The 26,693-nt window shown below is 73.0% G+C and carries 22 protein-coding genes; 4 read left to right on the top strand and 18 right to left on the bottom strand.

From position 1 onward, the window contains the following. Window positions 1–212: 212 nt before the first annotated feature. From ACFC1T_RS29120 to rsmH, 16 genes are all read right to left on the bottom strand, one after another. Window positions 213–1,589 (bottom strand): DivIVA domain-containing protein, encoded by a 1,377-nt coding sequence (locus tag ACFC1T_RS29120; protein ID WP_375893208.1) that lies wholly within the window; start codon window positions 1,587–1,589, stop codon window positions 213–215. A gap of 59 nt (window positions 1,590–1,648) precedes the next feature. After that, on the bottom strand, window positions 1,649–1,930 hold the full coding sequence (locus ACFC1T_RS29125; RefSeq protein ID WP_030282903.1) for a YggT family protein: 282 nt from the start codon (window positions 1,928–1,930) through the stop codon (window positions 1,649–1,651). Between the two features lie 99 nt (window positions 1,931–2,029). Further along, complete coding sequence (locus tag ACFC1T_RS29130; protein ID WP_030282899.1) at window positions 2,030–2,638, bottom strand: cell division protein SepF; 609 nt, start codon at window positions 2,636–2,638, stop codon at window positions 2,030–2,032. A 225-nt stretch (window positions 2,639–2,863) separates the two neighbouring features. Next, window positions 2,864–3,652: a YggS family pyridoxal phosphate-dependent enzyme gene (locus tag ACFC1T_RS29135; protein ID WP_375893210.1), complete on the bottom strand. Its 789-nt coding sequence runs from the start codon at window positions 3,650–3,652 to the stop codon at window positions 2,864–2,866. Then, window positions 3,652–4,383 (bottom strand): peptidoglycan editing factor PgeF, encoded by a 732-nt coding sequence (gene pgeF / locus ACFC1T_RS29140; protein WP_375893211.1) that lies wholly within the window; start codon window positions 4,381–4,383, stop codon window positions 3,652–3,654. Before pgeF ends, ACFC1T_RS29135 begins: the two co-directional genes overlap by 1 nt. After that, window positions 4,380–5,612 carry a cell division protein FtsZ gene (gene ftsZ / locus ACFC1T_RS29145; RefSeq protein WP_375893213.1) on the bottom strand — a complete coding sequence of 411 codons (1,233 nt, stop codon included), beginning with the start codon at window positions 5,610–5,612 and terminating at the stop codon, window positions 4,380–4,382. Before ftsZ ends, pgeF begins: the two co-directional genes overlap by 4 nt. A 364-nt stretch (window positions 5,613–5,976) precedes the next feature. Continuing rightward, window positions 5,977–6,783, bottom strand: coding sequence for a cell division protein FtsQ/DivIB (locus ACFC1T_RS29150; protein ID WP_375893215.1), 807 nt, complete (start codon window positions 6,781–6,783; stop codon window positions 5,977–5,979). Next, window positions 6,776–7,882, bottom strand: a complete 1,107-nt coding sequence (murG, locus tag ACFC1T_RS29155; RefSeq protein WP_375893216.1) for an undecaprenyldiphospho-muramoylpentapeptide beta-N-acetylglucosaminyltransferase — start codon at window positions 7,880–7,882, stop codon at window positions 6,776–6,778. The genes ACFC1T_RS29150 and murG overlap by 8 nt, the downstream gene beginning before the upstream one ends. Window positions 7,883–7,888: 6 nt before the next feature. Beyond that, window positions 7,889–9,259 carry a putative lipid II flippase FtsW gene (gene ftsW, locus ACFC1T_RS29160; RefSeq protein WP_375893217.1) on the bottom strand — a complete coding sequence of 457 codons (1,371 nt, stop codon included), beginning with the start codon at window positions 9,257–9,259 and terminating at the stop codon, window positions 7,889–7,891. A gap of 100 nt (window positions 9,260–9,359) precedes the next feature. Then, window positions 9,360–10,793, bottom strand: coding sequence for a UDP-N-acetylmuramoyl-L-alanine--D-glutamate ligase (gene murD / locus ACFC1T_RS29165; RefSeq protein ID WP_375893219.1), 1,434 nt, complete (start codon window positions 10,791–10,793; stop codon window positions 9,360–9,362). Next, the gene (gene mraY / locus ACFC1T_RS29170) at window positions 10,790–11,851 is read right to left on the bottom strand and encodes a phospho-N-acetylmuramoyl-pentapeptide-transferase (protein ID WP_350504707.1); all 1,062 of its coding nucleotides are present in this window, start codon (window positions 11,849–11,851) and stop codon (window positions 10,790–10,792) included. The genes murD and mraY overlap by 4 nt, the downstream gene beginning before the upstream one ends. Next, window positions 11,851–13,254, bottom strand: coding sequence for a UDP-N-acetylmuramoyl-tripeptide--D-alanyl-D-alanine ligase (gene murF, locus ACFC1T_RS29175; RefSeq protein ID WP_375893221.1), 1,404 nt, complete (start codon window positions 13,252–13,254; stop codon window positions 11,851–11,853). The genes mraY and murF overlap by 1 nt, the downstream gene beginning before the upstream one ends. Continuing rightward, window positions 13,251–14,816: a UDP-N-acetylmuramoyl-L-alanyl-D-glutamate--2,6-diaminopimelate ligase gene (locus ACFC1T_RS29180; RefSeq protein ID WP_375893222.1), complete on the bottom strand. Its 1,566-nt coding sequence runs from the start codon at window positions 14,814–14,816 to the stop codon at window positions 13,251–13,253. The genes murF and ACFC1T_RS29180 overlap by 4 nt, the downstream gene beginning before the upstream one ends. 93 nt (window positions 14,817–14,909) lie before the next feature. Further along, window positions 14,910–17,210: a penicillin-binding transpeptidase domain-containing protein gene (locus ACFC1T_RS29185; protein ID WP_375893223.1), complete on the bottom strand. Its 2,301-nt coding sequence runs from the start codon at window positions 17,208–17,210 to the stop codon at window positions 14,910–14,912. Next, window positions 17,207–17,746 carry a cell division protein FtsL gene (locus ACFC1T_RS29190; RefSeq protein WP_375893225.1) on the bottom strand — a complete coding sequence of 180 codons (540 nt, stop codon included), beginning with the start codon at window positions 17,744–17,746 and terminating at the stop codon, window positions 17,207–17,209. The genes ACFC1T_RS29185 and ACFC1T_RS29190 overlap by 4 nt, the downstream gene beginning before the upstream one ends. Before the next feature lie 131 nt (window positions 17,747–17,877). Next, a complete protein-coding gene (gene rsmH, locus ACFC1T_RS29195) occupies window positions 17,878–18,852 on the bottom strand; it encodes a 16S rRNA (cytosine(1402)-N(4))-methyltransferase RsmH (protein WP_375893226.1) in 975 nt (324 codons plus the stop codon). A 540-nt stretch (window positions 18,853–19,392) separates the two neighbouring features. On the opposite strand from rsmH, the gene ACFC1T_RS29200 reads away from it, so the two are divergent. The 4 genes from ACFC1T_RS29200 (at window position 19,393) to ACFC1T_RS29215 (ending at window position 24,975) form a co-directional block, all read left to right on the top strand. After that, entirely contained in the window at window positions 19,393–19,935 is a 543-nt protein-coding gene (locus ACFC1T_RS29200; RefSeq protein WP_375893228.1) for a beta-class carbonic anhydrase, read from the top strand. A 231-nt stretch (window positions 19,936–20,166) separates the two neighbouring features. Then, window positions 20,167–21,213 (top strand): AAA family ATPase, encoded by a 1,047-nt coding sequence (locus ACFC1T_RS29205; protein ID WP_375893230.1) that lies wholly within the window; start codon window positions 20,167–20,169, stop codon window positions 21,211–21,213. A 1-nt stretch (window position 21,214) separates the two neighbouring features. Further along, a complete protein-coding gene (locus ACFC1T_RS29210) occupies window positions 21,215–22,537 on the top strand; it encodes a DUF58 domain-containing protein (RefSeq protein WP_375893232.1) in 1,323 nt (440 codons plus the stop codon). Continuing rightward, window positions 22,534–24,975 carry a transglutaminaseTgpA domain-containing protein gene (locus ACFC1T_RS29215; RefSeq protein WP_375893234.1) on the top strand — a complete coding sequence of 814 codons (2,442 nt, stop codon included), beginning with the start codon at window positions 22,534–22,536 and terminating at the stop codon, window positions 24,973–24,975. The genes ACFC1T_RS29210 and ACFC1T_RS29215 overlap by 4 nt, the downstream gene beginning before the upstream one ends. Window positions 24,976–25,099: 124 nt before the next feature. Here ACFC1T_RS29215 and ACFC1T_RS29220 read toward each other — a convergent pair whose 3' ends face one another. Together ACFC1T_RS29220 and ACFC1T_RS29225 are read right to left on the bottom strand one after the other, a co-directional pair. Continuing rightward, window positions 25,100–25,489 carry a DUF3040 domain-containing protein gene (locus ACFC1T_RS29220; RefSeq protein ID WP_350515624.1) on the bottom strand — a complete coding sequence of 130 codons (390 nt, stop codon included), beginning with the start codon at window positions 25,487–25,489 and terminating at the stop codon, window positions 25,100–25,102. A gap of 429 nt (window positions 25,490–25,918) precedes the next feature. Then, window positions 25,919–26,671 carry a methyltransferase domain-containing protein gene (locus tag ACFC1T_RS29225; protein ID WP_375893236.1) on the bottom strand — a complete coding sequence of 251 codons (753 nt, stop codon included), beginning with the start codon at window positions 26,669–26,671 and terminating at the stop codon, window positions 25,919–25,921. Window positions 26,672–26,693 lie beyond the last annotated feature (22 nt).

Consider the following 26,693-nt stretch of genomic DNA (forward strand, 5'->3'; position numbering starts at 1 on the left):
CCCAGTTTGTGGTTGGGGGTTCGGAAATAAACCATGCCGCCGGAGCACCCACCCCCGGAACCGCCCCCGGACCCACCCACCCTCCCGAAAGCCCACCCCCGAACCAAAGCCCCGCGCAGCGGCCCCCACCCCCCCCCCACACACAAAGAGGGCGCCCCCTCCCCGACCCGAAGGTCGAAAAGGGGACGCCCTCAAAGAGCCCGGCTACAACCTCAGTTGTCGCCGTCCTCGTCGATCAGGAAGCCCCGCATCGGCGCCGGAGCCTGCTGCATCGGCTGCGGCGGCTGCGGCCGCACGGCCGCCATCGGCTGGGTCATCCCGGCCGGCTGCATCTGCGGCGCACCGGTGTTCCCACCCTGCTGCCCGCCGAAGCTCGGCGCCGGCGGGTTCCCACCGAAGGAGCTCTGCCCCCCGAACGACGGCGAGTTGCCACCGAACGACGGCTGGTTCCCACCGAACGACGGCGCGGAGCCCATCGACCCGGCACCGGCCGGAGCCATCGACGACGCCGCCGGCGGCAGCGACGCGGTGGCGGGGATCCGCGGCGGGGCGAGCGAGTCGTCGGCCTGCGACTCCAGCTGGCGCAGCTGGGTCTCCAGGTACGACTTCAGTCGCGTGCGGTACTCGCGCTCGAACGCCCGCAGGTCCTCGACCTTGCGCTCCAGCGTGGCCCGCGCGGACTCCAGCGACCCCATCGCGACGCGGTGCTTCTCCTGCGCGTCCCGCTCCAGGGCGTCGGCCTTGGCCCGGGCGTCGCGCTCCAGACCCTCGGCCCGGCTGCGCGCCTCGCCGACGATCTTGTTGGCCTCGGAGCGGGCCTCGGAGATCGCCTGGTCGGCGGTCTGCTGGGCGAGCGCCAGCACACGGGCGGCGCTGTCACCGCCCGGGCCCTGCTGCTGCTGCTGCATCGGGCCGCCGAGCGGGCCGCCCATCGGCTGCATCTGCTGCTGCTGGCCCATGCCCTGGCCCATCGGCTGCATCTGCTGCTGCTGGCCCATGCCCTGGCCCATCGGGTTGCCCATCTGCTGCGGGCCACCGGGACCGCCCATGGGCTGGAGCATCTGACCGCCCATCGGCTGGACCAGCTGCTGCTGGCCGCCCATGGTCTGGCCCATCTGCTGGGGACCGCCGGGGCCCATCCCGCCGCCCGGGCCGGCCGGGAGCTGCGGCGCACCGGACGGCAGGCCGAGGGGCTGGTTGCCCATCTGCTGCTGCTGCTGCGGACCACCCGGGCCCATCTGCTGCGGACCGCCCGGACCCATCTGCTGCGGGCCGCCGGGGCCCATCTGCTGCGGGCCGCCCGGACCCTGCTGGCCGGGGACCGGCGGGCCGGATATGGCGGCCGGGACGGGAGCGGCCGGACGCTGGGCGTCCTGCGGCGGCTCCTTCCGCATGTTGGCCTGGTTCTGCGCGGCGGCACGAGTCGCGGCGGCCAGCTTGGCCCGCAGGTCCTCGTTCTCCCGGAGGAGGCGGGTCAGCTCCGCCTCGACCTCGTCGAGGAAGGCATCGACCTCGTCCTCGTCATAGCCTTCACGCAGGCGGACGGTCGTGAACTGCTTGTTCCGAACGTCCTCGGGGGTCAATGGCATCTCTTCACCTCAACGTGATCGTCGGCACACCGGCATCCTGTCGCATCGCTCACCTACGACTAGGGGTGCACAAGCGAGATCAGGACATACACAATGATCATCAGTACGAAGAAGGACAGGTCGAGCGCCACGCCCCCGAAACGCAACGGCGGAATGAACCGCCGAAGAAGCTTGAGCGGCGGATCCGTGACAGTGTACGTGGCCTCCAGGACCAGGACCATGGCCTTGCCCGGCCGCCACGAACGCGCGAACTGGAAGACCCAGTCCATGACCAGTCGCACGAGCAGGAACACCAGGAAGACGGTCAGGGCGTAGTAGAGCACCGCCCACACGATGTCCATCGCGTTTTCCCTCTCCCCGGTTCCGGGCCCTGGGGCCCACCGCTCGTCACCTGTCGCCAACCACTGTTGATCAGATCCACACGTAAAGTCGTGGCCGGGTCAGCTCTGGTTGAAGAACCCACCCTCGGCGATCCGAGCCTTGTCCTCCGCCGTGACATCGACGTTAGCAGGCGACAGCAGGAACACCTTCTGTGTCACGCGCTCGATACTGCCGTGCAGACCGAAGACGAGTCCAGCGGCGAAGTCTACGAGCCGCTTGGCATCCGTGTCGTCCATCTCGGTCAGATTCATGATCACGGGGGTCCCGCCGCGGAACTGTTCCCCGATGGTACGGGCCTCGTTGTAGGTCCGGGGGTGCAGCGTGGTGATGCGGTAGGGCTCTCGTTCGTTCACGACCTTGGGCATGATCACCGGGGCGCTCTTCTCCAGGTTGTGGCGGCGTTCGGGTGTGATGGACGACACGGGGGCCATCCTCGGGGTCTCCTGCCGGATCGGCACCGCGGCCGGGACCGGCTGCGGGGTGATCGAGGAGACCGGGGCGGGCGCGGGGGCGGCTGCCGGCCGGGGGATGTCCTCGGTCCGCTGCCCCGTGCGGATCGGCTCGGGGTCCGCGTCGTAGTCGTCGTCGGGGTCGTACCCCTGGCCGTCGTACGTCTCGTCCTCCACGAGGCCGAGGTAGACCGCCATCTTGCGCATTGCGCCGGCCATGCTCCTGTCTCCTCCGCTTGTGGTGGACCGTCCCCGGTGGCCGGGCCACAGAGGGCCCCGCCCGCGGATTTCCGCGATCCCCCACGACGGCGCGTCAGGTCGACAACCTGTCAGAGTACGTGGAGTGGGGGCCGCGGAGCTGCGATCCACGGTTGGCTAGCACTTCGGAAAGCTGCTAGCTTCTGTCCTATTTTGTCCTGCAGTCTGATCTACTACCCGGTGACGTTACCCGAGGGGTGACCTCACTCCGAGTACCGCCGTTCCGACGCGTACATGTGTCGCTCCGGCGGCAATCGCCTGCTCAAGGTCGCCGCTCATGCCTGCGGAGACCATGGTGGCAGCCGGATGGGCCGCCCGTACGGCGGTTGCGATTTCCGCCAGCCGCTCGAAGGCCCGGACCGGGTCGCCGGCCAGCGGACCGGCCAGCGGAGCGACCGTCATCACACCGTCCAGGCGCAGCCCGGGCGTGTCGGCGATCGCGTCGGTGAGTTCGGCGACGTCCTCGGGGGCGACCCCGGCCCGGTGCGCGCCCTCCCCGTGCTCCTTGTCCAGTGCCACCTGCACCAGGCAGCCCAGTTCCGGGCGTTCGGACTTGAGCACGGCCGCCGAGAGCGACTCGACGAGCCGCAGCCGGTCCACCGAGTGCACGTGGTTCGCGTAGCGGACCACGGAGCGGACCTTGTTGGTCTGGAGCTGGCCGACGAAGTGCCAGCTGAGAGGAAGGTTTCTGCACTGCTCCGCCTTGGGAGCGGCGTCCTGGTCGCGGTTCTCCGCGACGTCCGTCACACCCAGTCCGGCCAGCAGCGCGCTGTCCTCGGCCGGGTAGGTCTTGGTGACGACGATCAGACTGACGTCCTCGCGCGGGCGTCCGGCGGCCGCACAGGCGTCCGCGATCCGGCGCTCGACCACGTCGAGGTTGGCCCCGAGCTGCTCGTACCGGGCCCGCTGGCCCTCCGTCAGGGCCTCCGCGAACTGCCCGCTGCCCGGGAACGGTCCGTAGATGTCGTTCGTCATCAGTGATCAGAGTCCAACCAGACGTAGCTCGCGAGCCGACCCGTGCGCTGCTCGCGGCGATAGGAGAAGTGATCGGCGGATTCGAGGGTGCAGACCGGTGAGCGCACCAGTTCGGTGACCCCGGCCGCGGCCAGTTGGGCCGCGACCCCCTCCGGCACGTCCAGCGCCGGGGTTCCCCACGAAGTCTCGGCGAAGGCCGCCGGGACGACCTCGGCGACCTCGGCGCGCAGCCCGGGCGGCACCTCGTAGCAGCGGCCGCAGACCGCGGGGCCGGTGGCGGCGGTGATCCGCGCCGGTTCGGCCCCCAGTTCGACCATCGCCCGCACGACCGCGGGCACCACTCCGGCCGCCAGCCCGGGCCGGCCCGCGTGGGCCGCGCCCACCACGCCCGCCACCGGGTCGGCCAGCAGCACCGGGGTGCAGTCCGCGGTCAGCACCGCGAGCACGAGCGGGCGGTCGGTGACCACCGCGTCCACCGTCGGGGCCTGCCCGAGCGGCTGGCGCTGCGTCACCACGGCGACCTCGGCGCCGTGCACCTGGTTCATCCAGACCACGTCGGCCGGGTCGAGCCCCAGCTCCCGGGCCGCGACGGCCCGGTTCTCCCGGACCGCCTCCGGGTCGTCGCCCACCGCGCCGCCGAGGTTCAGCTCCCCGTACGGCGAAGTGCTCACCCCGCCCCACCGATCGGTGAAGGCGAAGTGAGCACCAGCGCGAACCGCGTGATCGATCACTTAAGGAAGTCCGGCACGTCGAGTTCCTCGGCCGGGCTCTCCACGAAGGGCTGGCGGGCGGGCTGCACCTGCGGCGGCACCGGGGCGGCGGCGGTCGTGGTGGCCGAGGTCTCGGCCGAACGCGACGGGGCGGCCGCGGCCTCCCCCTCCGAACGGGACGTCACCGAGCCGATGGTCCCGTAGGACGGACGGCCGACCGGGCGCTCCGGAGCGGCCGGCGGGGTCGCCGGAGCGGCGGGGGTGGTGGACTTCACCACCGGGTCGCGGACGATCGCCGGCGGCTGGCCGCCGTCGAAGCCGGCCGCGATGACGGTGACCCGCACCTCGTCGCCGAGCGCGTCGTCGATGACCGCACCGAAGATGATGTTGGCCTCGGGGTGGGCGGCCTCGCTGACCAGCTGGGCCGACTCGTTGATCTCGAACAGGCCGAGGTCGGAGCCGCCCGAGATGGACAGCAGCACGCCGCGGGCGCCGTCGATCGAGGCCTCCAGCAGCGGCGAGGAGATCGCCATCACGGCGGCGGCCTTGGCGCGGTCCTCACCACGGGCCGAACCGATGCCCATGAGCGCCGAACCGGCCTCCGACATGACGGACTTGACGTCGGCGAAGTCGAGGTTGATCAGGCCCGGGGTGGTGATCAGGTCGGTGATGCCCTGGACACCGGAGAGCAGGACCTGGTCGGCCGAGCGGAACGCGTCGAGCACGCTGACCTGGCGGTCCGAGATGGACAGCAGCCGGTCGTTGGGGATCACGATGAGGGTGTCGACCTCTTCGCGCAGGGAGGCGATGCCGTCCTCGGCCTGGTTGGCCCGGCGGCGGCCCTCGAAGGTGAACGGACGGGTGACCACGCCGATGGTCAGGGCGCCCAGCGAGCGGGCGATGTTGGCGACGACGGGCGCGCCGCCCGTGCCCGTGCCACCGCCCTCGCCGGCGGTGACGAAGACCATGTCGGCCCCCTTGAGGACCTCCTCGATCTCCTCGCGGTGGTCCTCGGCGGCCTTGCGGCCGACCTCGGGGTTGGCGCCGGCGCCGAGGCCCCGGGTGAGTTCACGGCCCACATCGAGCTTGACGTCGGCGTCGCTCATGAGGAGGGCCTGCGCATCGGTGTTGATCGCGATGAACTCGACGCCCTTGAGACCGACCTCGATCATCCGGTTGATGGCGTTGACACCACCGCCGCCGATTCCGACGACCTTGATGACTGCGAGGTAGTTCTGCGGTGCTGCCACGTCGAAGGCCTCTCGCCTCGAATTTCCGGGTCGACCCGCCCCGACGGGGGGCCGTGTCGACGGATGTCGATGGGTAGGGAGCCTGGTTTCTGACTGAATGTCCGAAATGCCGACCGCCGACCCCAACCCTAAACTTGACCTTTAGGGTTAGTTCTGTGCCCCCGTCACATCACCAATGGACACAGTCTGGTGACACAGGACACTAGGTGGCTCCGGGCACGCGTTTCAACGAACACGCCGAGCTTCCCTTTTTCTTTTGAGCCTATGTGATCATCGGCCGGCAATGGAAACCGGGGGTGACCACCAAGGGTCGGGCCGACACTCCGCAGCGTCAACCCCTCCCTCCGGCACAGAATCTAGCGGATCAGCCGGACACCGCCGGCGCCTCCGGCGCCGTCACGTCGAAGTTGGTGCCCTTCTGCTTCATCAGTGCGAGCAGCACCCGGGCCTTCCGGTCGGTCTGCTCCGGGCTCCCCCAGCGCACCGTCGCACCCCCGCTGAGCTGCAGTTCGATGTCGTCGTAGGAGTGCACCAGGACCGATCCGGCCCGCTTGGCGATCTCCGGCGGGAGTCCGGCGGCCACCGCCACCGCACCCTGCACCAACTGTCCCCGGGAGATCACCCCGTCCACGTCCTTCGCAGGCTGACTGAGCCGCAGTTCCACCACCGGCACGCCCGCCGGCGGGGCCGCCTCGGTGGCGAAGCTCACGCCTGCGGCGTCCACCTGGGTGAACTGACCGTCATCCCCCTTGACGGCGGCGGCCGCCGTCCGCTGCACCACCTTGACCTGCAGGGTGTGCGGCCAGCCCCGCCAGACCTCGGCCTTCGCCACCCGGGGGAGCGCCTCCACCCGCCGGCGGACGCCGTCCAGGTCGACCCGGGCCAGCGGGCCGTCGGCGACCCCGCCGACGGCCGCGCGGACCTGGTCCGGCGTCAGCTTCTCGTCCGCGGCACCCTGGACGGCGACGTCGCGCACGTCCAGCAGCGAGGAGAAGAACACCACCCAGGCCAGCGCGCCCAGCACCGCGGCGCCGAGCGCGCTCAGCACCACGACGCCCCGCCGGGAGAGCCGGAGGCGGGGAGCGGACTCCTCGTCCCCGAACTCGTCCTCCTCGTGGGAGCGCCCCCGGCCGGCGGCCGGGGGCGAGCCGGCGGGCCGGCCGTCAACCACGACGGCGACCGCCCCGGTGGGCCTGGATCGCCTCGTACACCATGCCGACCAGCAGGTCGTCCGCGTCCCGGCGGCCGAACTCGGCGGCGGCCCGGCTCATGTCCCACAGCCGCTGCGGGTCGGTGAGCACCGGCAGCACGTTCTGCAGCACCCAGTCCGAGGTCAGCTCGGCGTCGTCCACCAGCAGACCGCCGCCGGCCTTGACCATCGGCTGGGCGTTCAGCCGCTGCTCGCCGTTGCCGATCGGCAGCGGCACGAAGGCGGCGGGCAGGCCGACCGCGGCCAGCTCGGCGACGGTCATCGCGCCGGCCCGGCAGAGCATCAGGTCGGCGGCCGCGTAGGCGAGGTCCATCCGGTCGATGTACGGCACCGGGCGGTACGGCGGCATCCCGGGGACGTCGGCGACCTGCGGCAGCTCGTTCTTCGGGCCGACCGCGTGCAGGATCTGCACGCCGTACTGCTGCAGCCGCGGGGCGATCGCGGTGATCGTCTCGTTGAGCCGGCGCGCGCCCTGGGAGCCGCCGGAGACCAGCAGGGTGGGCAGCCGCTGGTCGAGGCCGAAGTACTGGCGGGCCTCCGGCCGGGTGGCGTTGCGGTCCAGGGTGGCGATGGTCCGGCGCAGCGGGATGCCGATGTACCGGGAGTCGCGCAGCTTGCTGTCCGGGGTGGAGACCGCGACGAAGTCGGTGTAGCGGGCGCCGATCTTGTTGGCCAGGCCGGGGCGGGCGTTGGCCTCGTGCACCACGATCGGCACGCCGGCCCGCTTGGCGGCCAGGTAGGCGGGCATCGCGACGTAGCCGCCGAAGCCGACCACGGCGTCCGCGTTGACCCGCTCGATGATCTCCTGGGCGGCCCGCACGGTGCCGCGCAGCCGGCCGGGGACGGTGATCAGCTCGGGGGTGGGCTTGCGGGGCAGCGGCACGGCCGGGATGAGCTCCAGCTGGTAGCCGCGCTCGGGTACCAGTCGGGTCTCCAGCCCCTTCTCGGTGCCCAGGGCGGTGATCCCGATGGACGGGTCGTGCCTGCGGAGTGCGTCCGCGAGGGCCAGGGCCGGCTCGATGTGACCGGCGGTCCCCCCGCCGGCGAGTACGACATGCACCGAAATTCACCGCTCCCTGCGTGCCGGTCCGGGGACCGGGCGCGCTGTGGTTCGTCGTCGTGGCAGCACCCGGGCCAGTCGCTTCCTGATCCGGGAGTTCTTGTTCCGGGCGGCCAGGGCCGCCTTCGCACCCGAGGAGCTGCGTGCCAGGCACAGCAGCACCCCGATCGCGGACATGGCCGACAGCATGGCGGAACCGCCGTAGGAGAACAGCGGGAGCGGGACGCCCGCGATGGGCAGCAGTCCCAGCGCCGACCCCAGGTTGATCATGGCCTGCGCCATGATCCAGGTGGTGGCGGCTCCCGCGGCGTACCTGACGAAGGGGTCCTTCGTACCGATGGCCACACGGATACCCGCGTAGCCTAGTGCCGCGAAGAGGCCGATCACCGACAGCGTCCCCACCAGACCGAGTTCCTCGCCGGTCGCGGCGAAGATGAAGTCGGTGTGCGCCTCCGGCAGCTGGCCCCACTTCTCCACGCCGGCGCCGAGGCCGGTGCCGAAGCCGCCGCCGAGCGCGAACGAGTAGACGCCGTGCAGCGCCTGGAAGCAGGCGCCGTCCGGATCCAGCTTGGTGACGCCGATGCAGCCCAGGCGCTCGGCCCGGTGCGGCACGGTGATCACCAGGGCGGTGCAGACCACGACCGCCACCCCGAGGGTGGCCACGAACAGCCGCAGCGGTGCGCCGACCATCCAGAGCAGCGCGAACACCATGGCCACCAGGATCATCGAGGTGCCCATGTCACCGCCGATCATGATCAGCGCGAGCAGCAGCAGGGCGCCGGGCACCAGCGGGACCAGCAGGTGCTTCCAGGTGGTGAGGGTGCCGGCCTTCTGCTTGCGGGCGAGCAGGTCGGCGCCCCAGAGGACCAGCGCGAGCTTGGCGAACTCGGAAGGCTGGAACTGGAAGAACCCGAAGTCCAGCCAGTTCTGGTTGCCGTTGATCCGCACGCCGATGCCGGGCACCGCGACCAGCGCGAGGGCGCCGATCACCCCGAACATCACCGGGTAGACGATCACCCGCAGCACCGCCACCGGGACGGAGGCGAAGCCGGCCAGCAGAACCAGCCCGAGGATGGCCGCGATCAGCTGCTTGAGGAAGTAGTACTGCGCGGTGTGGTGCTGGTTCAGCGCCAGGATCTGCGAGGCCGAGAAGACCATCATCAGGCCGAGCACGACCAGCAGCAGGGTCGTGCCGACGATCAGCAGGTACGGCGTGAGCGGCCGGTCCAGCCAGTAGCGGACGCGGGCCCGGAAGGCCTGCAACCGCCCCAGCGGACCGGCCGACTTGTACTTGGTCGTGGTGGCGGAGATCACTCGCCACGGCTCGGCGGTGTCCTGCTTCGTGCCGCCGGAATCCGCCCTGCCCTGCCCCGCCACTGCCCGCTCCCACTCTCTGGGGCCCGTTCGCCTCCGGGCCGCCCCGACCCGGCGCCGACGGTCGTCGGCGCGGCCCTTCGGCCCGGTCTCCGGGGCCCGACTACGCGCCCGCCAGCTCCCGGACGGCCGCCGCGAACAGGTCGCCGCGCTCGCCGTAGTTGGTGAACATGTCCATCGAGGCGCAGGCCGGGGCCAGCAGCACCGTGTCACCCGATCGGGCGAGCGTCGCGGCCGTTCGAACGGCCTCGGTCATCGCCACCGCGCCAGTCTGGCCCTCGGCCGCCTCGATCACCGGCACATCCGGAGCGTGTCGCTCCAGCGCCGCGCGGATCAGCGCCCGGTCCTGCCCGATCAGCACGACCGCGCGCAGCCGCTCGGCCGCGCCCTGGACCAGGTCGTCGAAGGTCGCGCCCTTGGCCAGTCCCCCGGCGATCCAGACGATCGGCCGGTAGGCGGCCAGCGAGGCCGCCGCGGCGTGGGTGTTGGTGGCCTTGGAGTCGTCGATGTACGTGACCTCGCGGACCGTACCGACCTCGGCGATCCGGTGGGCGTCCGGGCGGAAGGCCCGCAGGCCCTCCCGGACGGCCTTCGGGTCGACCCCGTACGACCGGGCCAGCGCCGCCGCGGCGAGCGCGTTGGCGATGTTGTGCGGGGCCGGCGGGTTGACGTCCTCGACGGCGCCCAGCTCGGCCGCGTTCTTGGCCCGGTCCTCGACGAAGGCGCGGTCCACCAGCAGGCCGTCCACCACGCCGAAGTTCGACGGGCTCGGCGCGCCGAGGCCGAAGCCGATCGCCCGGCAGCCCTCCTCGACGTCGGCCTCCATGACCAGCGCCTCGGTGGCCGGGTCGGCCAGGTTGTACACGCAGGCCACCACGTTGCCCTCGTAGATCCGGCCCTTGTCGGCGGCGTACGCCTCCATCGAGCCGTGCCAGTCGAGGTGGTCCGGGGCCAGGTTGAGCACGGCCGCCGAGTACGGGCGCAGCGAGGGCGCCCAGTGCAGCTGGTAGCTGGAGAGCTCGACGGCGAGCACGTCGTACGGCTCCTCGGCGAGCACCGCGTCCAGCACCGAGACCCCGACGTTGCCGACGGCGGCGGTGCGCTTGCCGGCCGCGGTGAGGATCGAGGCGAGCATCTGGACGGTGGTGGTCTTGCCGTTGGTGCCGGTCACGGCCAGCCAGGGGGCGGGCTCGCCGGTGCCCGGCAGCGGCTTGCGCAGCCGCCAGGCCAGCTCGACGTCGCCCCAGACCGGCACGCCGGCCGCCGCGGCGGCGGCGAACAGCGGGCTGTCGGGGGCCCAGCCGGGCGAGGTGACGATCAGTGCGGTGCCCTCGGGCAGGCTCGCGCCGTCGCCCAGGCGCACCGCGACGCCCACCGCCTCCAGCTCGGCAGCGCGGGCCCGCAGGCCCTCGCCGCTGCCGCCGTCGACCACGGTGACGCTCGCGCCGAGCCCCTTCAGGACGCGCGCGGCGCTGATGCCCGAGACGCCGAGGCCGGCGACCACCACGGGCAGGTTCACAAAGTCAGGATTCGTCATCCGGTCCGGTATCCCGCGTAGAAGAGGCCGAGGCCGACGGCCACGCACAGGCCCTGGATGATCCAGAAGCGGACCACGACCAGGACTTCGCTCCAGCCCTTGAGTTCGAAGTGGTGCTGCAGTGGTGCCATCTTGAAGACGCGCTTGCCGGTCATCCGGAAGGAGCCGACCTGGATGATCACCGACAGCGTGATGATCATGAAGAGGCCGCCGAGCAGGATCAGCAGCAGCTCGGTGCGCGAGCAGATCGCCAGACCGGCCAGGGCGCCGCCGAGGGCGAGCGAGCCGGTGTCACCCATGAAGATCTTGGCGGGCGAGGTGTTCCACCAGAGGAAGCCGAAGCAGGAGCCCATCAGGGCGGAGGCCACCACCGCGAGGTCCAATGGGTCCCGGACGTCGTAGCAGGCGCCGGTGGCGGAGATGAAGTAGGCGCAGCTCTGGGTGTACTCCCAGACGCCGATGAAGGTGTAGGCGCCGAAGGCCATCACCGAGGCGCCGGTGGCCAGACCGTCCAGACCGTCCGTCAGGTTCACGCCGTTGGAGGTCGCCGCGATCATGAAGTACGCGAAGATGACGAACAGCACCGGGCCGATCGACCACTTGAAGTCGCGCACGAAGGACAGCGACTGGGAGGCCGGGCTGAGTCCGCGGTCGTCGTGGAACTGCAGCGCCAGGACGGCGAACACCAGACCGACGATGGACTGGCCGGCCAGCTTCGCCTTCGCCCGCAGGCCGAGCGAACGGCGCTTGACGACCTTGATGTAGTCGTCCAGGAAGCCGACCAGGCCCAGGCCCGCGGTCAGGAAGAGCACCAGCAGCCCGGAGGCGGTCGGGCTGTCGCCCGTTATCGCCTTCGTGGCGAAGTACGCGATCAGGGTCGCCAGGATGAAGGCGATGCCGCCCATGGTGGGCGTGCCCTTCTTGCTGTGGTGCGCCTTGGGGCCGTCGTCACGGATGTACTGGCCGTAGCCGCCCCGTGCGAGCAGCTTGATCAGGGCGGGCGTGCCGACCAGCGAGAGGATCAGGCCGATCATCCCGGAGAAGAGGATCTGCTTCATCATCGGGCAGCACCGTCCGCCAGGAGGGCCTCGGCCACCTTCTCCAGCCCCACCGAACGGGACGCCTTCACCAGGACCACATCCCCCGGCCGAAGCTGACTGCGCAGCAGTTCGACCGCCGCGTCCGCGTCGGACACCAGCACCGACTCCTCACCCCACGAACCTTCGTTCCTCGCACCGAGTTCCATGCAGGCCGCCTCGCGTCCACCCACCGCCACCAGCTTGGTGACGTCGAGTCGGACGGCGAGCCGCCCGATGGCGTCGTGCTCGGCCAGGCTCTCCTCGCCGAGCTCCCGCATCTCGCCGAGCACCGCCCAGGTACGGCGGCGCTCCGGACCGCGGCCGCCGATCGAGACCAGCGCCCGCAGCGCGGCCCGCATCGAGTCGGGATTCGCGTTGTAGGCGTCGTTGACGACGGTGACACCATCGGCCCGGTCGACGACCTCCATGCGCCAGCGGGACAGCGCACCCGCCTCGCCCAGGGCTGCCGCGGTGTCGTCGACGGTCATCCCGAGCTCCGTCGCCACCGCGGCGGCGGCGAGGGCGTTCGAGACGTGGTGCTCACCGTACAGGCGCAGTTGTACGGGTGCGGAACCGGCCGGGGTGGTGAGCGTGAACGATGGCCGCCCGGTGGCGTCCAGGCGAACGTCGGTCGCCCGGACGTGGGCGTCCGGGGACTCCCCGAACAGGACCACCTTCGCCCTGGTGCGCGACGCCATGGCGCGCACCAGCCGGTCGTCCGCGTTCAGGATCGCGGCGCCGTCGGCGGGCAGCGCCTCGACCAGCTCGCCCTTGGCCTCGGCGATCGCCTCCTGGGAGCCGAACTCGCCGACGTGGGCGGTGCCGACGTTGAGCACCAGGCCGATCCGCGGCGGGGTGATCGAGGTGAGGTACTCGATGTCGCCCTTGTGCCGGGCGCCCATCTCCATGACCAGGTGCCGGGTGCCCTCCTCGACCCGCAGCGCGGTCATCGGGTGGCCGATCTCGTTGTTCAGCGAGCCGGGCGGGAAGACCGTCTCGCCGTGGCGCTGGAGCAGCTGGGCGATCAGGTCCTTGGTGCTGGTCTTGCCGGCCGAGCCGGTCAGCGCGACCACCGTGGTGCCCTCGGCACGGGCGACCACGGTGCGGGCCAGCCTGCCGAGGGCCTCCACCACACTGTCGACCAGGACGGCGGGCACGCCGACCGGGCGGGAGGCCAGCACCGCGACGGCGCCGGCCTCGACCGCGGTGGCGGCGTAGTCGTGGCCGTCCACGTGCTCGCCGACGAAGGCCGCGAACAGGCCGCCGGGGCTCACCTTCCGCGAGTCGACCTCGACCGGGCCGGTGACCAGGGTGTCCGGGGCGGCGCCGTCCAGGGTGCCGCCGACGGCGGCGGCCACCTCGGCGAGGGTCAGTGCGATCACTGCTGCTCTACTCCTCGGTCGCCCCGGTCGGCCGTGGTCCGCGCGATCGATTCGCGCAGCACCTCCCGGTCGTCGAAGGGGCGGATCTCGTCTCGAACGTACTGGCCGAGCTCGTGGCCCTTGCCGGCCACCAGCACGGTGTCCCCGGCCCGGGCGCGGGTGACCGCGAGCCGGATCGCCTCCGCCCGGTCGGGGACGACCAGGACGTCCCCGCGCTCGGCCTCGGGCACCGCGGCGGCGCCGGTCAGCATGCTGGCGAGGATCGCCAGCGGGTCCTCGCTGCGCGGGTTGTCACTGGTCAGCAGGGCGGTGTCGGCGAGCCGGGCGGCGATCGCGCCCATCGGACCGCGCTTGTGCGGGTCGCGGTCGCCGCCGCAGCCGACCACGACGTGCAGCCGGCCCTTGGTGACCTCGCGCAGCGAGGCCAGGACGGCCTGGAGGGCGTCCGGCTTGTGGGCGTAGTCCACCACGGCGACGAACGGCTGCCCGCCGTCCACCCGCTCCAGCCGGCCCGGCACGCCGGGGACGGCGGCGATCCCGGCCACCGCCCGCTCCAGCGGCAGCCCGGCGGCGACCAGCACGGTGATCGCGGCCAGCGCGTTGGCGACGTTGAACGGGCCGGGCAGCGGGACGGAGGCGTCCGCCCCGGCACCGTCCGGACCGACCACCCGGAAGGTGGAGCCGATCGGGCCGAGCTGGACGTCCACGGCCCGCCAGTGGGCCCCGGCGTCGCCGGTCGCGGAGAAGGTGGTCACCGGGATCTTGGCCTCGGCGGCGAGCCGGCGACCGTACTCGTCGTCCAGGTTGACCACGCCCTGGCGGGACTTGCCGGGCTGGAAGAGCCGGGCCTTCGCCTGGAAGTAGTCCTCCATGTCCGGGTGGAAGTCGAGGTGCTCGGGGGTGAGGTTGTTGAACAGCGCGACGTCGTACGCCACCCCGTCGGTGCGGCCGAAGACCAGGGCGTGGCTGGAGACCTCCATGGTCACCGCGTCCGCGCCGCGCTCGGCCATCACGCCGAGGATCGCGTGCAGGTCGGTGGCCTCGGGGGTGGTCCGCTCGCTCTTGATCCGCTCCTCGCCGACCCGCATCTCGACGGTGCCGATCACGCCCGGGAGCCGCCCGGCGCCGCGCAGACCGCCCTCGACCAGGTACGAGGTGGTGGTCTTGCCGTTGGTGCCGGTCAGCCCGATCATCAGCAGCCGCTCGGACGGGTGGCCGTAGACGATCGCGGCCAGCTCGCCCATCCGGGCCCGCGGCCGGTCGACGACCAGCAGCGGCAGGCCCGAGGGCGCGGCCAGCTCGGCGCCGGCCGGGTCGGTCAGCACGGCCACCGCGCCGGCCGCCGCGGCCTGGCCTGCGAAGGCCGCGCCGTGGTGGTTGGCGCCCGGGAAGGCCACGTACACGTCGCCCGGGCGCACCGCGCGGGAGTCGTGGGTGACACCGGTGACGGCGGCGCCCTCGACGGGCGGCAGGCCCAGCCGGGAGGCCAGCTCGGCGAGCGGCAGGGCGGCGGTCCCGGTCGGGCGGGGCGGACTCACGGTGGTTTGATCGGGTTTCGGCACGGCGCGAAGGCTATCCGCCGAAGGGTGCCCAGGGCCAAACCGGCCCTTCGCCGCGCCGTCGTCCGCACCGGCCCGCTGGTTGCTCATCCTCGTTCACGGCTTCCACTCGACGGCCAGGTTCGGCGCCTGGCTCCCGCTCGGCGGGACCTGCATGGTTTTCAGGGTGAACTCCATCACCTGCTTGAACACCGGGCCGCACAGCTGGCCGCCGAAGTGCCCGTTGACCGGGCCCTGGAGGGTGCAGGAGACGGTGTAGCGGGGGGCGTCGGCGGGCGCGAAGCCGATGAAGGAGGCGGTGTAGCCGTCGTAGCCCTTGCCGTCGGCGGCCCCCCGGTTGGCGGTACCGGTCTTCCCGGCGACCCGGTAGCCGGGGATCGCGGCCTTGCCGCCGGTCCCCTGCTCGTCGTCGACGACCGACTCCAGCATCGAGGTGAGGGTCTTGGCGGTCTGCTCGCTGACCACCCGGGTCTGCTCGCCCGCCGGGGTCGGGGCGTACTTGCCGTCCGGCCCGGTGATCCCCTGGACGATGCTGGGCGCGACCCGCACCCCGCCGTTGGCGATGGTCGAGTACACCGAGGTGGCCTGGAGCGCGTTCATCTGCAACGGGCCCTGGCCGAAGGCGATGTTGTACTTCTCCGAGGCGACCAGGTCCTCCGGCTTCTTGAGCTTGCCCGCGGTCTCCCCCGGGAAGTTCACACCGGTCGGCTGGGCCACCCCGAACTTGCGCATGTAGCCGTCCAGGATCTGGTTGGCCTTCAGCTGGTCGCCGTCGCCGAGCGTCTCGATCGCTTCGATGGTCCCGATGTTGGAGGACTTGGCGAGCACCCCGGCCAGGGTCAGGTACCAGGTGCCGTGCACGACGTCGTCCCTGAACTCCTGCCCGGCCCGGATCAGCGGGTAGGGCACCGTCACCTTGGTGTCCCAGTTCGCCTTGCCGGTGTCCAGCACGGCGGCCAGGCTCATCAGCTTGGCGGTGCTGCCCGGCTCGTACGCGTCCACCAGGGCCGGGTTGCCCATCTGGGACTGCTTGGCGAGGCTCAGGTCGTTGGGGTTGAAGCCGGGCGCGGAGGCCATCGCGATGACCTGGCCGGTCTTCACGTCCTGGACCACCACGTAGCCCTTCTCCGCGCCGGAGTTGGCCACCTGGTCGGTGATCGCCCGCTGGGCGGCCCACTGGATGTCCCGGTTGACGGTCAGCTTGATGTCGCTGCCGGACACCGCCGGGTCCATCGAGCCCCCGGCGGTGGGCACCAGCCGCCCGCCCGCCTGGGCGTAGCTGCTGTGGCCGTCCTTGCCGGCCAGCTGCTTCTGGTACTGCAGCTCCAGCCCGCCCGCGCCCTCGCCCTCGCCGTTGACGAAGCCGACCAGGTTGGCGGCCAGCCCCTCGGCCGGGTAGATCCGCTTCTGGGTCTCCCGGTTGAACACCCCGGCCAGCGGGTTGGCGCACTCGTTGTCCACCCGGGTGCGCCCGCCCTGGTCGGCCGGCTTGCCGATCAGCTTCTTCTGGGCCTGGCAGGCACGCGTGCCCGCCTTCTTCTCCAGGCCCGTCTTGAGGTCGCTGATCTGGGTCTTGGCGGCCGGGGTCTGCTGCGCGGCGAGCCGCTTGTAGCGGGTCTTCGGGGTGTGCAGGTCGGCGGCGATCTTCTCCTTGGCCACGCCGAGGATCGGCGACAGCAGCGCGGCCGCCTGCTCGGGCGCGTCCGGGATGCCGGTCGCCTCGGGGGTGAACATCGCCGGGTCGGCGGTGATGTCGTACGCGTCCACGGTCGCCGCGAGGGCGACGCCGTCGGAGGACGTTATCGAGCCGCGCTCGGCGGTGATCGGGATGTTCTGGTAGCGGTTGGTGTTCGCGTCGGCGGCCAGCGCGTCGGCGTCGACCAGCTGGAGCTGCACCAGGCGCCCGGCGAAGACCGAGAACACCAGCGACAGCACCACGGTGATCACCCGCAGCCGGCGTTTCGGCTCGGCCAGCCGCAGCGCCTTGGGGCGGTGCGGCGGCCTGGACTTCGGGCGCGGCCGCACGGCCGCCTGGCTGCGGGCCGGCGGACGGCCCTCCGGGCGGCGCTGCTGCGGCGCCCGCGGGGTGCGGCCGACGGAGGCGGACCGGGCGGGCTGCGCCTTGGCCGACTGGCCACGCGCGGGCTGGCCCTTGGCGGGCTGGGCCTTCGGGCTCTGCGCCTTCGGCGACTGGGCCTTCGCGGGCTGGACCTTCGCGGGCTGGACCTTGCCGGACTGGCCGCGGACGGCCTGCCCCTTGGCCGGCTGCCCCTTCGCGGGCTGGCCGCGCCCGGCCACCGGCCTGGCCGTACCGCTGCGCGGCGGCTGGCGGCGGGCGGAGCCGGACCCCGAGCCGGAGCCCGACCCCGAGCCGGAGGGCTGGCGAGGTGTCGTCATCGGGTACCACCCCCGTGCTGGGCCGGCGCGCTCGTCACCGGGTTGAGCTGGATCACCGAGTCGCCGGCCGAGGCCGCCGGGGTCGGCGGCGCCGAGGGGCTCGGCTGGGCCGGGGGCTGGGCGCTCGGCGAGCCGGACGGCTGTCCGGAGGGCTGCGCCGGGGCCGCGCTCTGCGCGCCCGGCGCGGGCTTGGTCGGCCACGGGTCGACCGTCGACTTCTTCACCGGCGGGCTGTCCTGCGCCGGGCCGGGCGTGCCGACCACCTTGCCGCCGTTCGGCACGTCCAGGAAGGCCATCCCGCCGGCCGGGACCATGCCCAGCTCGCCAGCCCGCTTGGCCAGCGCGTCCGGGGCCGAGCTCTGGTCGATCTCGTGCTGGAGGCTCTGCTGCTCGTCGGTCGCCTTGGTGGTCTGCTTCTGCAGCCGGGACAGTTCGAAGGAGCCCTCGTTGAGCGCCGTGTTCAGCGCCAGCAGGCCGAGCAGCCCCGCCGCCAGCAGCACCACCACGAGCACCGCGAACGGCGTGCGCCCCCGCACGGGGCGCCGCCCCGGCCGGACCGTGATGCGTGCCCTGCCCTGTCCGGGGAGTCCTCCCCGCCCCGCCCGGACCTCACCGGCCACCGGCCCCACCGTTCTCCTCCGCCCTTCGGACCCCGCCGGAGCCTTCCTCAGCCCCGCTTGCTTCGGTCCCTGATCCTCTCCGCCACCCGCAGCCGCACGGGCGCGGCGCGCCGGTTCTCCTCGATCTCCTCCTCGGTGGCCTGCTCGGCACCGCGGGTGATCAGTTTGAGCCAGGGCTGGTGCTCCTCCGGGACGAAGGGGAGCCCCGGCGGGGCGGTGCTGGTCGCTCCGGCGGCGAAGTACTGCTTCACCAGCCGGTCCTCCAGCGACTGGTACGACATCACCGCGATCCGGCCGCCCAGCGCCAGGACGTCCAGCGCCCCCGGGATCGCCCGGTCCAGGACCTCCAGCTCACCGTTGACCTCGATCCGCAGCGCCTGGAACGTCCGCTTGGCCGGGTTCCCGCCGGTCCGGCGGGTCGCCGCCGGAATGGCGTTGCGCACCAGATCGACCAGACGCGCGCTGCTGGTGAACGGTTCCTTCTCCCGCTCCCGCAGGATGACCGAGGCGATCTTCCCGGCGAACCGCTCCTCCCCGTACACCTTGAGGATCCGGGCCAGGTCGCCGTGGCCGTAGGTGTTCAGCACCTCCGCCGCGCTGATCCCCCGGGTCTGGTCCATCCGCATGTCCAGCGGCGCGTCCTGGGCGTAGGCGAAACCGCGGTCGGCCTCGTCCAGCTGCATCGAGGAGACGCCGAGGTCGAACAGGACGCCGTCGATCCGGTCGATGTCCAGGCGCTCCAGCACCTCGGGGATCTCGTCGTACACCGCGTGCACCAGCGTGGCCCGGTCGCCGAAGGGGGCCAGCCGCTCGCCGGACAGCTTCAACGCCTGCGGGTCGCGGTCCACCGCGACCAGCCGGACCTCCGGGAACTGGGTCAGCAGCGCCTCGCTGTGGCCGCCGAGGCCCAGGGTCGCGTCGACCACCACGGCACCGGGGCGGGAGATCGCCGGCGCCAGCGCGTCCATGCACCGCTGCAGCATCACCGGAACGTGCTTGGGACCCGGTTCGTTGGTGGTCATGCGCGGCGGCGCCCTTCCTCGGTGCGGAGCAGCCCGACGATCCGGGAGCTCCGACCATTCTCGCCCACCACCCGCCGGCACGACGACGCGGCCCGTGGTCCCCGCCCGCTCGAGGGGAAGGTCGTGACCGCCCGGCGCCGGGGAAGGTGCGCCAGGTGGACACGGAGCGGGTGGAGGCCACGAGCCGCATCGGCCGGGCCGCACACCGTTCGGCACGGCCCGGTTGACGGGCTCCGAGGGGTGTGCTCCAACGCGCCGCAACTCTATCGCGGCGGCCCCGCCAGTCAATGGTCCGCTCCGGCGCACCACCCGGGCGGCGGTACGGATCACCGCAGGTCGCGGCCGTCGGAGCGGCCCGGTGGGGTCCCGGCCGACAGCCCCCGGCGACCGGCGCGCGCCCCGTCGAGCGACCGGGTACGAACCCGTCCCCGGACCGGCCCGGACGGACCCTCCGGTTGTCGCTATGCACTCGCTCACGGCGGTGCGTTCTGTAGCTCTCCGCCCCACCGCGCGGCCCCGGACGGCACTAACGTCGCCACCATGACCGTGACCCCCGACCGGCCGACGCCGAACGCCGCCGCCGACCCCGCCGGACCCACCATCATCGACCGCTTCGTGGCGGCCAACCGCGAGTACGCGGTGGACTTCCGCGACGGCGGCATGGACGCCCGTCCCGTCCAGCGGATCGCCGTGGTGGCCTGCATGGACGCCCGGCTCGACCTCTTCGCGGCGCTCGGCCTCGCCCTGGGCGACGCCCACGTCATCCGCAACGCCGGCGGCGTCGTCACCGACGACACCATCCGGTCCCTGACCATCAGCCAGCGCGCCCTGGGCACCCGCTCGATCGCGCTGATCCACCACACCGGCTGCGGACTGCTCGGCCTGACCGAGGACTTCCGCCGCGAGCTGGAGCTGGAGGTGGGGCAGCGCCCGCAGTGGGCGGTGGAGGCCTTCGTCGACCTGGACGGCGACGTCCGCCAGTCCATGCAGCGGGTGCGCACCTCCCCGTTCCTGCCGTACACCGACGACGTCCGCGGCTTCGTCTTCGACGTCCACACCGGGCTGCTGCGCGAGATCCGCTGACCGGAGCCCGCCCGCTCTCATTCGGCGAGGGCCGAATGGTGACTTCTGACCGCCGAACGGGGGAGAATGCGCCTGCCGGTCGGACCCCGAACCACCTGGGGCGGCCGGGCCGCAGGCCGCCCACCGGCGCCGGATCCTCGTTCGGAACCGCCCCCGGGACGGCCGCGTCAAGCATGGGGTGGGGTCCGGCCTCGGGTGAGGCGGGCACGGTGTGCCAGGGAGCGTAAACGGGTGACGAGCTACAACGATCAGGCCGGTCTCGGCAGTCCTGCGGGGGGCGAGCAGAGGGCGAACGGGTACCGTCCGGTCGGGCTCCCGGAGCTCGCGGCGGTCGTGGACCGGGTCCGCGCCAACATCGAGAGCGTGATCGAGGGGAAGCCCGAGGCCGTCCGGATCGCCCTGACCGTCCTGCTCGCCGAGGGCCACCTGCTGCTGGAGGACGTGCCCGGCGTCGGCAAGACCATGCTGGCCAAGGCGCTCGCCAAGTCCGTGGACTGCACCGTGCGCCGCATCCAGTTCACCCCCGACCTGCTGCCCTCGGACGTCACCGGCACCAACATCTACGACCAGCAGCAGCACGACTTCGAGTTCCGCCCGGGCGCGATCTTCGCCCAGATCGTGGTCGGCGACGAGATCAACCGCGCCTCGCCGAAGACCCAGTCCGCGCTGCTGGAGTCGATGGAGGAGCGCCAGGTCACCATCGACGGCACCAGCTACGAGCTGCCCTCGCCGTTCATGGTCGTGGCCACCCAGAACCCGGTCGAGATGGAGGGCACCTACCCCCTCCCGGAGGCCCAGCGGGACCGCTTCATGGCCCGGGTCTCGATCGGCTACCCCAGCCCCGAGGCCGAGTTCGCGATGCTCGACGTGCACGCCGGTGCCAACCCGCTGGCCGACCTCCAGCCGGTCGCGCACGCCGCCGACATCCTCAAGCTGGTCGAGCTGGTCCGCACCGTGCACATCGCCGACCCGGTCCGCCGCTACGCCGTCGACCTGGTCGGCGCCACCCGCACCAGCCCCGAACTGCGGCTGGGCGCCTCGCCGCGCGCCACCCTGCACCTGGTCCGGGCCGCCCGCGCCGCCGCCGCGCTGGACGGTCGCGACTACGTCACCCCGGACGACATCCAGCGGCTGGCCGTCCCGGTCCTGGCGCACCGCCTGATGCCGACCGCCGAGACCCAGCTCGGCCGCCGCACCGCCGAGCAGATCGTGACCGACCTGGTCGCCCGGCTGCCGCTGCCCCGGCCGCAGGGCGGCCCGGCCGTCCGGAGGGGCTGAGGTGGCCTCATCCGACGGAACGGGCGGGCTGCGGGCCGGACTGCACGGCCTCACCACCCGGGGCCGCTCCTTCCTCGCGGCCGGTCTGACCGCGGTGGTCTGCGCCTACCTGCTCGACCAGGACGCGCTGCTGCGGGTCGGCGTCCTGCTCACCGCCCTGCCGCTGGCCGCCGCCGCGGTGGTCGCCAACACCCGGTACCGGGTGGCCAGCGGACGCCGGCTCAGCCCGCACCGGGCGATCGCCGGCCAGGAGGCCCGGGTCCACCTGCGGGTGGACAACGTCTCCCGGGTGCCCACCGGGCTGCTGCTCCTGGAGGACAAGGTCCCGTACGTGCTCGGGCCGCGGCCGCGGTTCGTGCTCGACCGGGTCGAGCCGCGCGGCTTCCGCGAGGTCTCCTACCGGGTCCGCTCCGACCTGCGCGGCCGCTACCTGCTCGGGCCGCTGCACCTGCGGCTGTCCGACCCGTTCGGGATGTGCGAGGTCAACCGCGCCTTCGCCGCCTCCGACGTGCTCACCGTCGTCCCGCAGGTCCTGGCGCTGCCGCAGGTGCGGCTCCGCGGCGAGTGGATCGGCCAGGGCGAGAGCCACGCCCGCACCCTGGCGCTGGCCGGCGACGACGACGTGATCCTGCGCGAGTACCGGCCCGGCGACGACCTGCGCCGGGTGCACTGGCGCTCCACCGCCCGGTACGGCGAGCTGATGGTGCGCCGCGAGGAGCAGCCGCAGAAGGCCCGCGCCACCGTCCTGCTGGACACCCGCGAGGTGGCCCACCGGGGCAGCGGCCCCGCGTCCTCCTTCGAGTGGGCGGTCAGCTGCGCCGCCTCCGTCGCCGTGCACCTGCTGGAGCGCGGCTACCAGACCCAGCTGCTCACCGACACCGGGCACTGGGTGCCCGGGCCCGGCAGCGGCGGCCACAACGTCGCCGCCGACACCTCCGGGCTGATCCTGGACGCCCTCGCGGTCGCCGACCTGTCGGACGGCGCCGGGCTGTCCCGCGCCGAGGAGCCGCTGCGGGCCGCCGGCGAGGGTCTGCTGGTGGCCGTCCTCGGCGACCTGGATGCGGCGCAGGCCACCCGGCTGGCCCGGCTGCGCGGCCGCACCGGCGGGGCGATCGCCTTCCTGCTCGACACCGGCACCTGGGCCGGTGTGCGGATGCTCGCCCCCGACACCGGCGGCGACGAGTTCCGCGAGCGGGTCCGGGAGCTGCGCGCGGCCGGCTGGACGGTCCTGCCGGTCCGGGCGGGCGACTCCGTGCCGGACCTGTGGCGGTCCGCCGACGGCGCCAAGACCACCGCCCCCTACCGAGATGAGGCCGGCGCGTGACCACCCGGGCCAAACTGACCGTTTACTCGGCGCTGGCCACCGCCCTCGCCTCGCTGTGCCTGCTGCCGCTGCTGACCATCCGCAGCTGGCTCACCTACGCCTTCCTGGTGATCGCCGTGATCTCGGCGGTCGGCGCCGGCCTGCGCCGCTCCCCGCTGTACCGCTGGTCGGTCCCGGTGGCCCAGGTGCTGGTGCTGCTCCTGCTGATGCTGTTCGGCTTCGCCGGGTCCGGGCTGACCGGCGGGGTGCTGCCCGGGGCGCCCGCGATGCGGATGCTCAGCCAGGTCTTCTCCGCCGGTCTGGACGACATCAGCCAGTACGCCCTCCCGGCGCCGCCGACCGCGGGCCTGCGGCTGATCCTGGTCTCCTCGGTCGGCCTGATCGCCGTGCTGGTGGACACCATCGCGGTGACCTACCGGCGCTCGGCGCTGGCCGGGCTGCCGCTGCTGGCGCTGTACTCGATCGGCAACGGCGTCGCCGGGGACCACGGCAGCTGGGTCTGGTTCGGCTTCGCCTCGGCCGGCTACCTGCTGCTGCTGTTCGCCGAGGGCGAGGACCGGGTCTCCCGCTGGGGCCGGGTCTTCCGCGGCAGCGCGCGCGGCACGGTCACCTCCAGCCGGATCAGCCAGGGCGGCCAGCAGGTCGGCGTCCTGGCGCTGGCCCTGGCCCTGCTGCTGCCGGTCTTCCTGCCGCGCTGGGACCTCGGGCTGCTCGACTCGGGCTCGTCCGGCGGGTCGTCCGGGCACGGCGCCGCCGGGAGCGTGGCCACCAGCCTCGACCCGCTGGTCAGCCTGGAGGCGGCGATCAGCAAGCCGTCCGACAACGAGCTGCTCACCTACACCCTGGAGAGCGACCTCGCCGACCAGACCTACCTGCGCACCGGCTCGCTGGACCAGTTCGACGGCACCAACTGGAAGCTCGGCAGCACGGTGGTCAGCGACCTCCCGGCCACCCTGCCCACTCCCGAGGGCCTGCGGGTCACCAACGTCCCCCGGATCGAGGGCGACTTCCAGATCAGCAACGGCCTGCAGAACAGCTGGCTGCCGATGCCGTACCCGGCCGCCTCCGTCCAGGTCCCCAACCGCAACGAGTGGAAGCTCGACCCGATCACCCGCACCGTCCTGCCGACCAACGACAAGGCGATCAGCGGCCTGCGCTACCACGTCAGCACGCTGGACCTGCGGCCCACCGCGGACGAGCTGCGCACCGCGCCGCTCGCCCCGCAGGACATCCGGGACCGCTACACCGCCGTCCCGTCCGACCTGCCGGCCGTGGTCGCCGAGCAGGCCAGGGCGGTCACCGCCAACGCGCGCAGCGACTACGACCGGGCGACGGCGCTGGTGAACTTCTTCACCGGCCCGGGGTTCAAGTACGACACCTCGGTCGAGGGCGGCACCGGCAGCAACGCGATCGCGGTCTTCCTGCGCGACCGCCGCGGCTTCTGCGTGCACTTCGCCTCCACCATGGCGGCGATGGCCCGGGTGCTGAAGATCCCGGCCCGGGTCGCGGTCGGCTTCACCCCCGGCGACAACAAGGGCGACAACGTCTACTCGGTCAGCGGCCGGATGTACCACGCCTGGCCCGAGCTGTACTTCTCCGGCTACGGCTGGATGCGCTTCGAGCCGACCCCGAGCCGGGGCGTCCCGGCCCGCTACAGCGAGGCGTCCAGCGCCCCGACCACGGCGCCCTCCCAGGCGCCGACCGCCGCGGCGACCAGCTCGGCCGCCGTCCCGGCGCCGTCCCAGAGCTCCGACTGCACCGCCAAGCAGCGCCAGCTGGGCGACTGCGGGTCCAAGAGCAAGGCGGCCGGCCGGACCGCCGACGAGTCCTGGCTGCTGTCCGGCCAGGTGCTCGGCACCCTGGCCGTCGTGGTGGTGCTGATCGCGCTGCTGCTCGTACCGATGTTCTGGCGGACCGCCGTACGACGCCGCCGGCTCGGCGGCGGAGGGCGGCGCCGGCCCGGCGGGGACGGCCCGGGCGAGCTCACCGACGCCCAGGTGCTGGCCGCCTGGGACGAGCTGGTGGATTCCGCCTGGGACGTCGGAATTCCCCCGGACGAGTCACGCACCCCGCGCTCGGCCGCCCGGCGGATCACCGAGACGGCGGACCTGGACGCGGACGCGGCGGCCGCCGCCGGACGGCTGGCGCTGGCCACCGAGCGGGTGCTCTACGCCCCGGCCGGGCAGGTCACCACGGCCCCGCTGGCCGCCGACGTCCGCACCGCCCGGCGGGCCCTGTGGGCCGGGGCCGGCCGGGCCGGGCGGCTGCGGGCCCTGCTGCTGCCGCCGTCCTCGGCCCAGCTGTGGTGGCGGACCTCCGACACGGCGCGGGCGGCCCGGGCGGCCGTGGCCACCCGGGCGGGCCGGGCCGCCGAGGCGGTCGCCGGTCCGGTGCGGCGGCTGACCGGCCGGCGCAAGGGGTCCACCCCGGAGTCCTGAGGCAACGCGAGAGCCGGGGCGGGCAGTCGGTCGACTGCCCGCCCCGGCTCTCGTCGTCTGTCCTCGACGCCTCGTCCGTCCTCGACGTCCTCGACGTCCTCGACGTCCCGACCGGCCCTGCGGCTCAGAACCCGCCGGTCTGCTCGTCCCGGCGGCGCTGCCAGCGCTGCTCCACCCGGTCCATCATCCCGGCCTTGCGGCGCGGGGCCGCGGCCTGCCGGGGGCCGGAGCCCTGGCCCGCGGGCGCCCGGCGCCAGCCGGTCACCGCGAACACCGCGCACCCGAGCATCACCAGGAAACCGACGACGCTGACCCAGATCTGGTCCGGAACGACCATGCCGCCCATCAGCAGACCGATCCCCACCACGAAGCCGGCGACGGCCAGGTAGACCCGCCGACGGGTAAAGGTGCGCAGCCCGGTTCCCTCAAGCGCTGACGCGAATTTGGGATCTTCGGCATACAGCGCTCGCTCCATCTGGTCGAGCAGTCGCTGCTCGTGCTCCGAGAGCGGCACGGAGTCCTCCTACTCGTCGGTCGCGGGTGCGACCGGTCCGCCTCCCCGGTCGGAGAGGCCAGTCCAATCAGCCTTGGGCACACGGTCGGACGCCCGTGCGGGGGACCCGGCCCGTGTCGTCCATATGCCCCACGCATCCGGCTGTCATGCTTACCGGCTTTACCCAGATCATACGGTCCGGGGCCCCGTTACGGAGTGGTCTGCGCCGCGTGGGACGGGCCACTTCGACCGGGCGGGGCCGCACCCGGGTCAACGCCGGACGGATCGGACAAGTGCCCGACCCGATGGAATCGGCCCGGAGCCGGGGATGATCCGGCGCACAGCCGGGCGAGGGGCGGGTGTCCGGGGGTCGTCCGGTAAGCGAACCGCCGCCGGACGGTGCGCGGACCGGACGGCGGCGGACGGGTGCCGCGGGGGCTCCGGGCGGGGTCAGGCGAGGGTGGCCAGCAGGTGCAGCTGGGTGGCCACGGCGTGGAAGGCGGGCTGCGCGGCAGCGGCCTCCTCCAGCTTGAGCAGCGCCTCCATGGCGCCCGGCTCGGTGTCCACCAGGACCCCGGGCACCAGGTCGGCGAAGACCCGGACGCCGTGCACCGACTCCACCCGCAGGCCCGCGCCCTCGGCCAGTCGGCCCAGTTCCTCACCGGTGAAGCGGCGCGGCATCGGGTCCTGCTCGCCCCAGCGCCCGTCCTCGGCGGAGAGCACCGTACGGGCCTCGTTGAAGTGGCCGGCCAGCGCGCGGGCCAGCACGGCGCCGTTGCGGTTGGCGGCCAGCAGGCTGACCAGGCCGCCCTTGCGCAGGGTGGCGGCCAGGCTGCCGAGCGACTCGGCCGGGTCGTCCACGACCTCCAGCACGCCGTGGCAGAGCACCGCGTCCACGGTGCCGGGGGCGACCAGCTCGGGCAGCGTCTGGGTGTCGCCCTGGACGGCCCGGACCAGGTCCGTCACCCCGGCCTCGGCGGCCCGGCGCTCCAGCGCGAACAGCGCGTCCGGGCTCGGGTCGACCACGGTGACCCGGTGGCCGAGCTTGGCCACCGGCACGGCGAAGTTGCCGGTGCCGCCGCCGGTGTCGACCACGTCGAGCACCGGCTGGTCCAGCTCGGCCGCCCGCTTCTCCAGGGCTGCCCGTACCACCTCCCAGACCACGGCGGTACGCAGGGCACTGCGGGGACGCGTCGGGTACACGGTCGGGCTCCTTGGCACGTGC

The sequence above is a fragment of the Kitasatospora sp. NPDC056076 genome, from assembly GCF_042266305.1.
In the GTDB taxonomy this organism is placed as follows: Bacteria; Actinomycetota; Actinomycetes; order Streptomycetales; family Streptomycetaceae; genus Kitasatospora.

Coding starts and splice junctions, on each gene's coding strand:
- ACFC1T_RS29120 (WP_375893208.1), bottom strand. CDS start 1,589: ATGCCATTGACCCCCGAGGACGTTCGGAACAAGCAGTTCACGACCGTC.
- ACFC1T_RS29125 (WP_030282903.1), bottom strand. CDS start 1,930: ATGGACATCGTGTGGGCGGTGCTCTACTACGCCCTGACCGTCTTCCTG.
- ACFC1T_RS29130 (WP_030282899.1), bottom strand. CDS start 2,638: ATGGCCGGCGCAATGCGCAAGATGGCGGTCTACCTCGGCCTCGTGGAG.
- ACFC1T_RS29135 (WP_375893210.1), bottom strand. CDS start 3,652: ATGACGAACGACATCTACGGACCGTTCCCGGGCAGCGGGCAGTTCGCG.
- murD (WP_375893219.1), bottom strand. CDS start 10,793: ATGACGAATCCTGACTTTGTGAACCTGCCCGTGGTGGTCGCCGGCCTC.
- mraY (WP_350504707.1), bottom strand. CDS start 11,851: ATGAAGCAGATCCTCTTCTCCGGGATGATCGGCCTGATCCTCTCGCTG.
- ACFC1T_RS29185 (WP_375893223.1), bottom strand. CDS start 17,210: ATGACGACACCTCGCCAGCCCTCCGGCTCGGGGTCGGGCTCCGGCTCG.
- rsmH (WP_375893226.1), bottom strand. CDS start 18,852: ATGACCACCAACGAACCGGGTCCCAAGCACGTTCCGGTGATGCTGCAG.
- ACFC1T_RS29200 (WP_375893228.1), top strand. CDS start 19,393: ATGACCGTGACCCCCGACCGGCCGACGCCGAACGCCGCCGCCGACCCC.